The sequence below is a fragment of the Kitasatospora sp. NPDC051914 genome (genome assembly GCF_040680995.1).
Lineage (GTDB): Bacteria > Actinomycetota > Actinomycetes > Streptomycetales > Streptomycetaceae > Kitasatospora.
In genome coordinates this window covers 39,320-52,664 of sequence record NZ_JBFAXX010000043.1, presented here as the reverse complement: position 1 = coordinate 52,664, position 13,345 = coordinate 39,320, and the positions used below count along the sequence as shown (strand labels likewise).

13 protein-coding genes are annotated in these 13,345 nt (G+C 73.5%); 9 read left to right on the top strand and 4 right to left on the bottom strand.

Annotated elements, in window-relative coordinates; all coding sequences use genetic code 11:
- Positions 1-85 precede the first annotated feature (85 nt).
- Together AB0M03_RS26180 and AB0M03_RS26175 are read right to left on the bottom strand one after the other, a co-directional pair.
- The gene (locus AB0M03_RS26180; RefSeq protein ID WP_363494912.1) at positions 86-934 is read right to left on the bottom strand and encodes a hypothetical protein; all 849 of its coding nucleotides are present in this window, start codon (positions 932-934) and stop codon (positions 86-88) included.
- Complete coding sequence (locus tag AB0M03_RS26175; RefSeq protein ID WP_363494910.1) at positions 931-1,218, bottom strand: helix-turn-helix transcriptional regulator; 288 nt, start codon at positions 1,216-1,218, stop codon at positions 931-933. Before AB0M03_RS26175 ends, AB0M03_RS26180 begins: the two co-directional genes overlap by 4 nt.
- Before the next feature lie 296 nt (positions 1,219-1,514).
- On the opposite strand from AB0M03_RS26175, the gene AB0M03_RS26170 reads away from it, so the two are divergent.
- The 7 genes from AB0M03_RS26170 to pyrE all read left to right on the top strand — a co-directional run bounded on the left by AB0M03_RS26170 (position 1,515) and on the right by pyrE (position 8,515).
- Positions 1,515-1,868 carry a beta/gamma crystallin domain-containing protein gene (locus AB0M03_RS26170; protein WP_363494908.1) on the top strand — a complete coding sequence of 118 codons (354 nt, stop codon included), beginning with the start codon at positions 1,515-1,517 and terminating at the stop codon, positions 1,866-1,868.
- Positions 1,869-2,012: 144 nt separating this feature from the next.
- A complete protein-coding gene (locus tag AB0M03_RS26165) occupies positions 2,013-2,564 on the top strand; it encodes a YbjN domain-containing protein (RefSeq protein ID WP_363494906.1) in 552 nt (183 codons plus the stop codon).
- Between the two features lie 144 nt (positions 2,565-2,708).
- The gene (locus AB0M03_RS26160; protein ID WP_363494904.1) at positions 2,709-3,869 is read left to right on the top strand and encodes a pyridoxal phosphate-dependent aminotransferase; all 1,161 of its coding nucleotides are present in this window, start codon (positions 2,709-2,711) and stop codon (positions 3,867-3,869) included.
- Between the two features lie 386 nt (positions 3,870-4,255).
- A complete protein-coding gene (locus AB0M03_RS26155; RefSeq protein WP_363494902.1) occupies positions 4,256-4,801 on the top strand; it encodes a DUF2617 family protein in 546 nt (181 codons plus the stop codon).
- A 154-nt stretch (positions 4,802-4,955) separates the two neighbouring features.
- Entirely contained in the window at positions 4,956-6,650 is a 1,695-nt protein-coding gene (locus AB0M03_RS26150; protein WP_363494900.1) for a spermidine synthase, read from the top strand.
- A 105-nt stretch (positions 6,651-6,755) separates the two neighbouring features.
- The gene (locus tag AB0M03_RS26145; protein WP_363494898.1) at positions 6,756-7,943 is read left to right on the top strand and encodes an SRPBCC domain-containing protein; all 1,188 of its coding nucleotides are present in this window, start codon (positions 6,756-6,758) and stop codon (positions 7,941-7,943) included.
- Between the two features lie 32 nt (positions 7,944-7,975).
- Positions 7,976-8,515, top strand: a complete 540-nt coding sequence (gene pyrE, locus AB0M03_RS26140; RefSeq protein WP_363494896.1) for an orotate phosphoribosyltransferase — start codon at positions 7,976-7,978, stop codon at positions 8,513-8,515.
- A 123-nt stretch (positions 8,516-8,638) separates the two neighbouring features.
- On the opposite strand, the gene AB0M03_RS26135 is transcribed toward pyrE, so the two are convergent.
- The gene (locus tag AB0M03_RS26135) at positions 8,639-9,349 is read right to left on the bottom strand and encodes a VTT domain-containing protein (RefSeq protein WP_363494894.1); all 711 of its coding nucleotides are present in this window, start codon (positions 9,347-9,349) and stop codon (positions 8,639-8,641) included.
- 280 nt (positions 9,350-9,629) lie between these two features.
- On the opposite strand from AB0M03_RS26135, the gene fbaA reads away from it, so the two are divergent.
- Positions 9,630-10,652, top strand: coding sequence for a class II fructose-bisphosphate aldolase (gene fbaA / locus AB0M03_RS26130; RefSeq protein WP_363494892.1), 1,023 nt, complete (start codon positions 9,630-9,632; stop codon positions 10,650-10,652).
- A 119-nt stretch (positions 10,653-10,771) separates the two neighbouring features.
- Here fbaA and AB0M03_RS26125 read toward each other — a convergent pair whose 3' ends face one another.
- Complete coding sequence (locus AB0M03_RS26125) at positions 10,772-11,509, bottom strand: CGNR zinc finger domain-containing protein (protein WP_363494891.1); 738 nt, start codon at positions 11,507-11,509, stop codon at positions 10,772-10,774.
- A gap of 247 nt (positions 11,510-11,756) precedes the next feature.
- On the opposite strand from AB0M03_RS26125, the gene AB0M03_RS26120 reads away from it, so the two are divergent.
- A complete protein-coding gene (locus AB0M03_RS26120) occupies positions 11,757-13,298 on the top strand; it encodes a 4-hydroxyphenylacetate 3-hydroxylase family protein (protein WP_363494890.1) in 1,542 nt (513 codons plus the stop codon).
- The last annotated feature ends 47 nt before the right edge of the window (positions 13,299-13,345 follow it).

Sequence of the window (13,345 nt, the reverse complement as noted above, 5' to 3'; positions counted from 1 at the left end):
GGGCGCACCGGTGGAGTGAGCCGGGGGCGCGGCACTGCCGGCCCGGGCAGCGGGGTCCGCCCCGTCGTCCGGGCCGGTCGGCGTCTCAGCCGCCGACCAGCCGGGTGAGCTTCGCGGTCTGCTCGGCCACCGACTTCCGGTAGGCGGTCAGCTTCTCCTGGTTGGCCGCGATCAGCTGATGCTGGTAGCCGGCCGCGACCGCGAACCAGATGCCGGCCAGGTTGCTGTCGGCGGTGCAGCGCTCGTCCGCGGTGGCGGCGGCCAGCTCCTCCGGGGTCGGCCGGCCCGGCCCGTGGTAGCGCGTGACCAGGCCCTCCGGGGTCACGTCCGGGAAGCCCGCGGCCTTCATGCAGTCGGTCCAGGCCCGGGTGGCGCCGACCACCCGCCCGTCCCGGCCGGTCGCCTCCAGCGACTGCCCGAACAGGCCCTTCACCAGCTCGGACCCGGAGGTGTCGGACGGCTGGACGGCGGCCAGCGCCTTCTTCACGCACTCCTGGGTCGCCGCGCCCTCCGCCTCGGAGGCGGGCGGCTTCGGAGCCTTGGGCGGGGCGGTGGGCACCGGGCCGTGGAAGCCCTGGACGGCGGCGATCTCCGCCCGCAGGTAGCCGAAGGCGCCGGCCGGCATGGCGGACGCGTCGGACACCTGTCCGCTGCTGCTCTCGAAGGCGTCGTCCCTCGTGAAGGCGGTGTAGCCGGCCGTGTGCATGCAGTCGGCGGTCAGCGCGCGGACGGCCTGCTGCTGGCGGGCGTCCTGGTCGCGGTCGAGCCCGTACGCGGACAGCGGGAGCGCCACCATGCCCTCCCGGCCGGACGGCGGCGGTGCGGGCGAGCCGACCGCGGGCGGGGTGAGCGCCGGGGCGGCGCTCCCGCCGCCGGAGCACCCGGCCAGCGCCAGCGCCGCCAGCGCGGCCGCGGCCCTCCCGGCCCCCGTCACGACCGCACCGCGCTGCCCTGCCGGCCCGGGGCCCCGTCCCGCTTGGCGCGGGCGAGCCGGTGCAGCTCCGCCCCCTGCGCCTCGGACAGCTGCCAGGTGTGGGCGAGCAGCCGGAGCGTGGAGATCCGCGGGCAGGACACCCCGCGCTCCAGGTCCCGGATCGACCGCACGCTCATTCCGGACGCCGCGCCCAGCTCCTCCTGGGTCATTCCCCGGTCCAGCCGGAGGCTGCGCAGCAGCGCCCCCAGCCGGTCCGGTACCGCCCCCGACTCGGACTCCCCCACCGACGACTCCCCCATCCACCGACGAAACCCAACCAGACGTCCGGCGGCGGGTTTTGGCGCCGCCGAGATGGTTGCACCGCAAACTAACCGCGGCGGCGGCGGGCGGCAACGCGTTCCGATCACCCGGCGCGTGACATGCATCACTCAAGAGCTGGGTTTGCCGTCGGCCGTCGGCTGTTCCGCCGCCGAACGTCCGGTCAACCGCCTGGCCGCCCGACGGGGCTGTTGCGAAGATCCGGTCGACCACGACCGACCCCCGCCGGCCCGGCCGGCCACGCAACAGGAACGGTGACCGCATGACACGCCGCTGGAAGCAGGCCGCCCTCACCCCGGCGGCCGCCGCCGTACTCGCCCTGGCCCTGCCCGCGACCGACGCCTCCGCCATCAACCGGGTGAACTGCGCCGGCCGGACGGACTTCGTCAACATCTACAACTACGGCTGGTCCGGCCACCTGTGCTTCGCCAACGCGGGCTACGCCGACGTGACGATCTACAACGTCGACAACATCTACTCCGGCAACAACCTGCTGTACTACTACACCAGCATCAACGGCGGGGTCACCCGGCACCTCGACCCGTGGACCTGGGAGGACGACCGCTACTACGACAACGGTGCCCAGGGCACCGTGCGGTGGTTGCAGATCTTCTGAACTGCCGGGCCGCCCGGCGGCGGCCGGACCCGCCGCCGCCGCCGGGAGCCCCTGTGCCCTGGGCCTCGGATGAGGCAGGATGGGACATGGAAGGGCGGCCTCTCATTGCCGACCACCCCCGTGCTTTGAGACTTGAGGATCACCATGAGCATCGACCCGTCGTCCATCCCGTCGTTCGGCGCCCCCCAGGGGCCGCAGGGCGGTCAGCCCGGCGGCGCCCCGGCCGGCCCCCCGCCGGTGATCGTGCCGGACCAGAACCTGGTGGCCCAGCTGCTCGACCAGATGCAGCTGAAGCACGTGGTGGACGAGGAGGGCGACCTCACCGCCCCCTGGGAGGGCTTCCGCGTCTACTACATGTTCCGCGGCGACCAGAAGGAGCTCTTCGCGGTCCGCGCCTTCTACGACCGCGCGTACCCGCTGGAGCGCAAGGGCGAGATCCTCGACCTGGTCGACGAGTGGAACCGCGAGACCCTCTGGCCGAAGGTCTACACCCACACCCACGAGGACGGCGTCGTCCGTCTGATCGGCGAGTCCCAGATGATCGTCGGCACCGGCGTGAGCCTGGAGTACTTCGTCACCACCACCGCCAACTGGACGCAGGCCTCGGTCGGCTTCGAGCAGTGGATCGTCGAGCGCCTCGGCCTGCAGAACGACATCGAGGACGGCGAGGAGTCCGAGGGCGGCGACGACGCCTGACCCCGCCCCTCGCAGGGCCCGCTTCCCGGCTGCCGGGCAGCGGGCCCTGCTCGTCCGCCGCCACGCTCCGCGGCCACTGGGAACGGCCCCGTCGGGGCACTACGGTGGGCCGCACCCGCCGCCGAGACCGCTGGAGAGACGCCCATGGACGCCCGGCCCCTGCTCAACCGCCGCCTGCACGGCCTGGGCACCACGATCTTCGCCGAGATGTCCGCGCTGGCCACGGCGACCGGGTCGATCAACCTCGGGCAGGGCTTCCCGGACGCCGACGGGCCCGAGGAGGTGCGCGAGGCGGCCGTCCGGGCACTGCGCGAGGGCCGCGGCAACCAGTACCCGCCCGGCCCCGGCGTCCCGGAGCTGCGCACCGCGATCGCCGAGCACCAGCAGCGCTTCCACGGGCTCACCCGGGACCCGGACACCGAGGTCCTGGTCACCGCCGGTGCCACTGAGGCCATTGCCGCCGCCCTGCTCGCCCTGCTGGAGCCGGGCGACGAGGTGATCGCCTTCGAACCCTTCTACGACTCCTACGCGGCCTGCATCGCCATGGCCGGGGCCACCAGGGTGCCGCTCACCCTCCGCCCGCCGGCGTTCCGGCCCGACCTGGACGAGCTGCGCGCGCTGATCACCCCGCGCACCCGGCTGCTGCTGGTCAACACCCCGCACAACCCCACCGGCCTCGTGCTGGACGCCGAGGAGCTCCGCACCCTGGCCGAGATCGCCGTCGAGCACGACCTGCTGGTGGTCACCGACGAGGTCTACGAGCACCTGGTGTTCAGCGGCAGCCACCACCCGATCGCCGCCCTGCCGGGCATGCGCGAGCGCACCGTCTCGATCTCCTCCGCCGGCAAGACCTTCTCCTTCACCGGCTGGAAGGTCGGCTGGGTCACCGCCGCCCCGGAGCTGGTCGCCGCCGTCCGCACCGCCAAGCAGTACCTGACGTACGTCTCCGCCGGCCCGTTCCAGTACGCCGTCGCCGAGGCGCTGCGGCTGCCCGACGACTACTTCACCGGCTTCCGGGCCGACCTGGGCCGAAAGCGGGACCTGCTGGCGGACGGGCTCGCCGAAGCCGGGTTCCGGGTGTTCAGGCCCGAGGGCACGTACTTCATCACCACCGACATCACCCCGCTCGGCGAGAAGGACGGCCTCGAGTTCTGCCGCTCCCTGCCCGAGCGCTGCGGCGTCGTCGCCATCCCCAACGTGGTCTTCTACGACAATGCGGACGAGGGGCGCAGTCTCGTCCGCTTCACCTTCTGCAAGCGGGACGAGGTCCTCCAGGAGGCCGTCGCGCGGCTGCGCCGGCTCTGACGGGCGGTCGCACGACGCGGCCGACGTGCGGTCACATGCGGCGGCCGGCAACCGGAACGGGGTCGAACGGGCGGCCGGGTGCGCGGGGCGCACCGCCGGCGCGGGAGGCGCGTGCGCGGGGGCATGGGAACACGGTTCGCAGACTCGACACCCCGAATGAGCGGGGTGCTCCGGCGACTGCACTCGGAACGGTGAATGCTGGTCGAGGATGGGTAAATCCCCGACGGACCCGGAGAATTCGTGCTTCGCTGCTGCTGAGTCTCCAGCCGGAATCCTTCCTTCCACGGTCGGCCGCGTCCTGGACCGCACAGCCTCGAACGCCGGCCCGACGGTGGGTCGGACGCTGACGGCGGGCGCGTTACGGAGTTTGAAACGCGGAGCCGAGCATGCTCACCACACTGCAGACCGCCTACACGGACACCCGCGCCGGCGACCTCGCCTGGCAGCTGGGCGGTGATCCGCTGCCCGCCCTGGCGGTGCGGGACCTGAGCTTCGACGCGCCCTCGGGCGGCGGCGCCACCCTGCAGCTGCGCCTGCTCGGTGCCTCGCACCAGGTCGTGGTGGCAGCGGGCCCCGGCAACTGCCTGGAGACGGTGGCCTGCCTGCCCGGCCGGCGCACCCCGCTGCCGGCCCGGGTGGCCGAGCGGGTGGCCGACTGGGAGTACGAGTTCGCCGCCCGGATCGAGGAACTCCCCGCCCACACCTTCGCCGCCCGCGCCCAGGAGCTGCTGGCGCTGGTGGCGGAGCACCCGTACGGCCTGGCCGGCACCTTCCCCGGCGACCCGTGCGCCTTCACCGCACTGGTCGCACAGTGCGAGGAGACGCGGGTGCTGTGGCGCACCTGGCACGCCTACCCGCAGGAGGGGCGCCTGGTGTGCACCCGCTCCTCGCTGGTGCTGCAGGGCCCCTCCGGCACCGGCCGCACCGAGTGACCCGGACGGCCCGCACGGCGGCCGGACCGGTTCGCGGGGTTCGCACGGACGGAGCAGTGCGGCCCGGCTCTTCCGACGAACCGTCAACTCCGTCTGGGGCGGTGTCATTCGAACGGGTGCCGCCGCGGCCGGGCGATGTCGCTAGCGTTTGTGCATGATCAACCGTCCGGCGGGTCCACCCGCCCAGCCGGGCCTCGACGGCCTTCCCGAAACGCCGCGGGTCCGGGCCCTCACCCGGCCGTGGAAGGGCGGTGCCGCACCGCCCGGCCTGCGCCGCCGCCTGGCCCGGCCCCTGGTGCTGCTGGCCGCGTTCGTCTGCGCCGCCTGCGGCCTGGTCTACGAACTGGAACTGGTCGCCGTCGGCCAGACCCTGCTCGGCGGCTCGGTCACCCTGACCTCGCTGGTGCTGTCGGTGATGGTGTTCGCGATGGGCGTCGGCTCGCTGCTCGCCAAGCGGCTGGCCCACCGGCCCGCCACCTCCTTCGCCCTGGTCGAGTGCGTGCTCGCGCTCACCGGCGGGCTCTCCGTGCTGGCGCTGTACTCCTGCTGGGCCTGGCTGGACGGCCACCGGGCGGCCTCGGTCGGGCTGACCGCCACGACCTTCCTGATCGGCGTGCTGATCGGCGCCGAGATCCCGCTGCTGATGACCCTCATCCAGCGCATCCGCCGGGAGCACGCCGGACGGGCGGTCGCCGACCTGTTCGCCGCCGACTACGTGGGCGCGCTGATCGGCGGCCTGGCCTTCCCCTTCCTGCTGCTCCCCGCCCTCGGCCCGGCCGCCGGCGCACTGGCCACCGGCGCGGTCAACGCGGTGGCCGGGGCCGCCGTGGTGCTGTGGCTGTTCCGCGAGGAGCCCCCGCCGCGGGCCAGGCTGCTGCTGTGGGCCGGCTGCGGCCTGGTGCTCGCCGTCCTGGCCTGCGCCGCCGCCTTCACCGGTGCGATCGAGCGGACCGCCCGGCAGGCCCTGTACGGGGCGCAGGTCCGGCTCGCCGTACCCGGCCGGGAACAGGAGATCGTGCTCGCCGGGGGCCCGGGGGCGGGCGGCCCGCTGGAGCTGTTCGTCGGCGGGCGCCTCGCCGTCTGCGGTCCCGACGAGTACCGCGAGAGCGAGGCGCTCGTCCATCCCGCACTGGCCGGCGGGCCCAGCGGGCGGGTGCTGGTGATCGGCGGCGGCGGGCCCGCGGTGCGCGAGGTGCTGCGGCACTCCGCCGTCCGCGAGGTCGTGGTGGTCGAGCCGGACGCCGCGCTCACCGGCCTCGTCCGCGACGACCCGGCGCTCGCCGACCTGACCGGCCACGCGTACGAGGACCCGCGGGTGCGGCTGGTGCACGCCGAACCGATGGGCTGGCTGCGCCGTGCCGGCCGAGCGGGCGCGGCACCCTACGACGTGATCGTCTCCGACCTGCCGGCGCCGTCCGGGGACGACGGCCGTGCCGCCCACAGCCAGGAGTTCTTCGGGCTGGCGGCCAGGCGGCTCGCCCCCGGCGGGCGGATCGCCGTCCGCGGCGGCCCGGTCACCGAGGGGCTGTGGACCGCGGAGGCCGGCCTGCGTGCGGACGGCCTGCACACCGTCGCCTACCAGGCACCCGCCGGCGCCCGGCCGGCCTGCCCGCCCGCCCGCCCGGCGGCCGCCGGCGAGCAGCGGGCCGCGGCTGCGCAGGGCGGGGCCGACGGTACCGGCACCGCCCCGGCGTTCCTGCTCGCCTCCCGCACCCGGCCCGTGCTGGCACTGGCCCGGGACGCCCCGCCGCCCCGCGCCCTGACCACCGCCGGGCTGCGCGAGTCGGCCGCCCGCCTGGCCGCCCGGCGGCCCGCCCGCCTGCCGGCGCCGTACCGGCTGCTCGGCTAGGACCGACCACGGCCGGGGGCCGTCCGTGTACAGCTCGCAACCGTCCGCCGAACGACCCGACGCCAACCCTCCGCAGCGGGCACCCGGGTGGGTAGGCTCGCCGGTATGGAGCATGAGGTTGTCGTCCCGCTGCCGGCCACCGCCGTCCGGCAGACCCTGCAGGACCGCGAGCTGCTGGCCCGCTGCGTCCCCGGCCTGAGCACCGACGCCGGGTCGTCGCGCACACCGGACGGGCAGATCGACGGCCGGCTGAAGGTCCGCGTCGGCAGCTCCACCATCACCTACCGCGGCTCGCTGTCGCTGATCCCCGGCCGCGAGGGCGTACTGACGGCCCTCGCCGAGGGCGAGGAGGTGCGCGGCAGCGGCGAGGTCACGGCGACCGTCCGGGTGAGCGTGCACGAGCACCCGGACGGCAGCGTGCTGCGCTTCGCCGGCGACCTGAGCGCCGAGGGCCGGCTCGCCGAGTTCCCGGACGACGCCCTGGAGACCGCCGGACGCCGCCTGCTCGATCGCCTGGCCGAATCGCTCACCGCCGAGGCCGGCGGTGGCACGGCCTCCGCAGAGCCCGAGGAAGAGCCCGAGGAAGAGCCCGCCGAGGAGGCCGCCGCGGCCGAGGTCGTGGAGACCGCGGAGGTCGTGGAGACCGCGGAGGTCGTGGAGACCGCGGAGGTCGAGCAGACCGAGCAGGTCACCGAGGAGCCCGCCGCCGAGGAGCAGGCCCCGGCTGCCGAGGCCGCCGAGGAGACCGCGGAGCCGATCGTGGCCGCCCAGGCCGAGGAGCCCGCCGAAACCGAGAAAGCCGCCGCCGAAGCACCCGAGGAGGCTGCCGCCGAGGCCGAGGAGGGTGGCGAGGAGGAGCCCGAGGAGGCCGGCGAGGACGAGGATGCCGGTGCGACCGTCGTGTACCTGGACGACCACGCCGTGCGCGACCTCGACGACGACCTGTCCGACCTGATCGCCTTCTCCGACGAGGACGAGCCGCTGCCCGCGCCCGACCAGGAGCCCGCCGCGTTCGATTACGAGCCCGAGCCGGCGATGTCCGGCCCCGTCCGGCGCTCGATCGTCGGCCGTTCGGCGGAGGAGGTGGACCACGCACCGCCGCACGGCCGGTACGCCCCCACCCCGCCGGCCCGCAGCGCCCGTGCCCGGGCGGCCAGCCGCTGGGGCGGCGCGGAGCCGAAGCTGCTCAACGGCGGTGCCGGCGAGCGCAGTGCGATGCCGTGGGTGATCGGCGGCGGGGTGGCCCTGCTGGGCGGCGCCGTGGTGCTGGTGCGGGCGCTGCGCCGTCGCTGACCGTGGGTGCACACGTCGTAGACTGGCTGCTCATGAGCACTGAGGACCGCGACGCCCTGCTGGCGCAGATCAAGAACAAGGCCGTCGTGCACGGCAAGGTCACCCTCTCCTCCGGGCGGGAGGCCGACTACTACGTCGACCTGCGCCGGATCACGCTGGACGCCGAGGCGGCGCCGCTGGTCGGCCGGGTGATGCTGGATGCGGCCGCGGACCTGGAGTTCGACGCGGTCGGCGGTCTGACCCTGGGCGCCGACCCGGTGGCCGCCGCGATGCTGCACGCCGCCGCGGCCCGCGGCCGGAAGCTGGACGCCTTCGTGGTCCGCAAGGCGGGCAAGGCGCACGGCCTGCAGCGCCGGATCGAGGGGCCGGACGTGAAGGGCCGCCGGGTGCTGGCGGTCGAGGACACCTCCACCACCGGCGGCTCGGTGCTCACCGCCGTGGAGGCGCTGCGCGAGGCCGGCGCCGAGGTGGTGGGCGTCGCGGTGATCGTGGAACGCGGTGCGGCCCCGGCGATCGCGGAGACGGGCCTCCCGTACATCACCGCCTACACCCTGGACGACCTGGGCCTCTGAGCCCGCCCGCCCCCTCCGGGGCCGCAGGAGCAGCGGAAACAGTGACGGCCGGTGTTTCACGTGAAACCACGTGTCACACCGGCCGTCGCTCGTTCCTCGGGCCCGTCCGCCGGGCCGCGCTCGTCAGCCCTTGCGGTGGCGGCCCGTGCCGACCGGCTCGGCGACCTCGACGTCGCCGCCCGCCTTCTTCTTCCTGCGCTCGCGGATCACCTCGACGATGATCGGGGAGATCGAGATCAGCACGATCAGCGCGACCGCGGGGATCAGGTACTTGTCGATCACCGGCGCCATGGCGTCGCCGAAGAAGTAGCCGATCAGCAGCATCGACTCGGTCCACAGCACGCCGCCCACGACGTTCCAGACGAAGAAGGTCTTGGCGGGCATCTCCAGGGTGCCGGCGACCGGGTTGAGGAAGGTCCGCACGATCGGGATGAAGCGGGCCAGCACCACGGCCTTGGCCGGGCCGAACTTGTCGAAGTAGTACTCGGCCTTCACCACGTACTCGCGGCGGAAGATCTTCGAGTCCGGCTTGTCGAAGAGCCGGGGGCCGACCTTCGTCCCGATGAGGTGCCCTAGCTGGGCTCCGACGATGGCGCAGATCGGGGCCCCGATGAGCAGCAGCGCGATCGGCAGCTTGGCCCCGTCCCCGAGCACCGACGAGGCCGCGCTCGAGGCGGCCACGCCGGCCAGGATCAGCAGGGAATCGCCGGGGAGGAAGAACCCGACCAGCAGGCCGGTCTCGGCGAAGATGATCGCGAGCAGGCCGATGGCGCCCAGCGACGAGATCAGCGATTTGGCGTCGAGGAGATTGACGGCGAGCTGGTTGTAGTCCACGCGCGCAGGATAGCGTCCCCCTGTTGAGAACGGCCTAAAGAGCACCGTCGGGCGTACCGGGGTGCGGACTCCGGGCTACCGGCGCGTAGCGTTCGGGCCCGTCCCGACTGGCGGGCCATGGGTGACCGGAAACGGGGAGTCTGGGAAGATGGGCCCCGGTGTCCGGCCTGCGGTCGAGTACCACCCTCTTCTCGTACCGCGAACCACGCCGTGAGCCACAGGCGTATCGAGCGTCGGACAGCGTCGTCCGATCGCCCCACACCGACAGGAGCGGATTCGCATGCCCATCGCAACTCCCGAGGTCTACAACGAGATGCTGGACCGGGCCAAGGCGGGCAAGTTCGCCTACCCGGCCATCAACGTGACCTCGTCCCAGACCCTGCACGCCGCGCTGCGCGGCTTCGCCGAGGCCGAGAGCGACGGCATCATCCAGATCTCCACCGGTGGTGCGGAGTTCCTGGGCGGCCAGCACAACAAGGACATGGTGACCGGCGCCGTCGCGCTCGCCGAGTTCGCGCACATCGTCGCGGCGAAGTACGACATCACCGTCGCGCTGCACACCGACCACTGCCCGAAGGACAAGCTGGACGGCTACGTCCGCCCGCTGCTGGCGGTCTCCGCCGAGCGCGTGGCCAAGGGCCAGAACCCGCTGTTCCAGTCGCACATGTGGGACGGCTCGGCCGAGACGCTGGCCGACAACCTGGCGATCGCGCAGGAGCTGCTGGCCCAGGCCGCCGCCGCCAAGATCATCCTCGAGGTCGAGATCACCCCGACCGGCGGCGAGGAGGACGGCGTCTCGCACGAGATCAACGACGAGCTGTACACCACGGTCAACGACGCGGTGCGCACCGCCGAGGCGCTCGGCCTGGGCGAGAAGGGCCGCTACCTGCTCGCCGCCTCCTTCGGCAACGTGCACGGCGTGTACAAGCCTGGCAACGTCGTGCTGAAGCCGGAGCTGCTCGCGGAGCTCCAGGCCGAGATCGGCAAGCAGTACGGCAAGGCCGACCCGTTCGACTTCGTCTTCCACGGCGGCTCCGGCTCGACCGCCGAGGAGATCGCCACCGCGCTGGAGAACGGCGTCGTGAAGATGAACCTCGACACCGACACCCAGTACGCCTTCACCCGCCCGGTCGTGGACCACATGTTCCGCAACTACGACGGTGTGCTGAAGGTCGACGGCGAGGTCGGCAAGAAGAACACCTACGACCCGCGCACCTGGGGCAAGCTGGCCGAGGCCGGCATGGCCGCGCGCGTGGTCGAGGCCGCGCAGCAGCTGCGCTCGGCGGGCAACCGCATCAAGTAAGGCGTACCGCGTCCGCGAGGGCGCGTGACAGACGGCCGTGTCCCCGGGAGTCCGCTCCCGGGGGCACGGCCGTTCCGCGTTCCGGCGCCGCGCGGCCGGCAGGATCCGCCGGACGGGCCCTAGCCCACGGCGACCCGGGCGGAGCCGCGCGGGGCGGGCTCCTCGCCGCGCAGCCGCCGGTAGTGCCGGGCGGCCTTGGCGCGGTTGCCGCACTCGGCCATCGAGCACCAGCGGCGCATCCCGTTGCGCGAGGTGTCCAGGAACCACAGCGGCAGCCGGTGCGGCCCGGCACAGCTGCGGATGCGTTCCGGGGAGGAGCCGAGCAGCTGCAGGTAGTCCTCGAGGGCCAGCCAGCCGGCCAGCCACGCCGGGTCGTCGACCTCGACCGTGGTGGCGGGCCCGGCGGCGGTGAGCCGGTGGCGCAGCGCGCCGTGCCGGAGCAGCCGGTCGACCTCGCGGACGGCGTCCGGGTCGGCCGGGGCCCCGCCGGGCCGGCGCTGGTCGTAGGGCGGGGCGAGGGTGGCCTGGATCGCCTCGCGGGTGTGCCGGGTGGCGGAGAGGGCGGCGGCGTCGGCGGGGCAGAGCCCGGACAGGCCCGCGGAGGAGAGCCAGATCCGGAAGCCGTCCAGGTCGTCGAGCAGGTCGGCGGTGCCCTCCGGGGCGTCCCAGCGGGTGTTCAGCAGGTCGAGGGCGATGGGTTCGCCGAGCAGCGGGCGCCGGTCGGCCGGGTCGGCGGTGCGGGCGGTGCCGGCCGGGCCGTGCCGGCGGACGTCGGGGCCCGGGCCGCCGAGCGCGAGGTCGAGCAGGGTCAGCCGGGCGTCGGCGGGGGTGGTCAGCGGTGTGCCGTGCGCGCGCATCGTGCTCCCTCGGCCGTCGTCGCCGCTCGCGCCCGGGTTCCCGGTCGGCACTGCGCGGGCAGTGCGGCGGCACCGGGCCAGTCTGGCGCCGGGCCGAGCGTGCCGGAACGGCTCCGCACCCGGTGTGCGCGCAACGGCCAGAGGCCGTGCGCACCCTCATAACTGACCCACGGGAATCTTTTCTAGCTTCGGATGTGCCAGACCCGGACACGCAGATCCGAACGCCCGATGGGGAGAGTGAAGCACGATGGCTCAGGCCGAATCCGACCCGGCACAGCCCGGCGCCGAAGCGCCCAACGACCTGCTGAACGGCGACACGTACCTGGAGAGCCTGCGTGACGGGCGCCAGGTGTACATCGACGGCGAGCTGGTCAAGGACGTCACGGAGCACCCGGCGTTCCGCAACGCCGCCCGCTCGATGGCGCACCTGTACGACGCGCTGCACCACCCGGACACCAAGGACATGATGACCACGGTCGACCGGTACACCGGCGCCCGTGTGCACCGGTTCTTCACCCCGGCCCACACGGCGGACGACCTGGTCAAGGCCCGCGACGCGATCGAGCACTGGGCGCGCCTGAGCTACGGCTTCATGAACCGGACGCCGGACTACAAGGCCTCCTTCATGGCCGGCCTCGCCGTCACCCACTCGTTCTACGAGCCGTTCGGCGACAACGCCCGTGCCTGGTACGAGAAGTACGCCCGCCAGGCGCTGTCGATCAGCCACGCGATCGTCAACCCGCCGGTGGACCGCCACAAGGCCGCGCACGACATCCCGGACGTCTACCTGAAGGTCGTCGAGGAGCGCGACGACGGCATCGTGGTCGAGGGCGCCAAGCTGATGGCCACCGCCTCGGCGCTGACCCACGTCGCCTTCGTCGGCCAGATCCACCTCGCCAACCTCGAAAAGGGCAAGGCCGAGGACATGGCGCTGGCCTTCATGGCGCCGCTGAACACGCCGGGCATGAAGGTGATCTGCCGCCCGTCGTACGAGAAGAAGGCCAACAGCCCGTTCGACAACCCGCTCTCCAGCCGGTTCGACGAGAACGACGCGGTGCTGATCTTCGACAAGGCGTTCATCCCGTGGGAGAACGTCCTGATCTACCGGGACACCGAGAAGATCCACCAGTACTTCCCGCGCTCCGGCCTGCTCTCCCGCGGCTTCTTCCAGGGCGCGATCCGGATGGCCGTGAAGCTGGAGTTCATGGCGGGCATCCTGGACCGCGGCACCCGCCTCAACGGCACCGACAAGTTCCGCGGCGTCCAGGCCGGCCTCGGCGAGCTGCTCGCCTGGCGCCACCAGACCTGGGCCGTCACCACCGCGATGGCGATGGACCCGGAGCCCGGCGAGGGCGGCACCGTCCTGCCGCGCATGGACTACTCGGCCGGTTACCGGGCGCTCGCCCCGATCAGCTGGGACCGCACCCACCGCTTCTTCGAGGAGCACCTGGCGGGCGCCCTGCTGATGACCCCGTCCAGCCACAAGGACCTCCAGAACCCGGAGCTGCGCCCGCTGTTCGACCGCTACTACCGCGGTTCGGGCACCACCGCCGAGGAGCGCGCCAAGCTCTTCAAGCTGGCCTGGGACGCGGTCGGTTCGGAGTTCGGCGCACGGCACGAGCTCTACGAGCTCAACTACGCGGGCGGCCCGGACCAGGTGCGCCTCGACACCCTGAACTGGACCCGCGCGGCCGGCCTGCTCGACCAGTACGGCGACTTCGTGCAGAAGGCCATGGACGAATACGACCTGGACGGCTGGCGCTCCGGCCGCTGGGCCAAGACCGACTGATCCCGGCCCGGCGGGCGGCCGCACGGAGCGGCCGCCCGCCCCGCTCA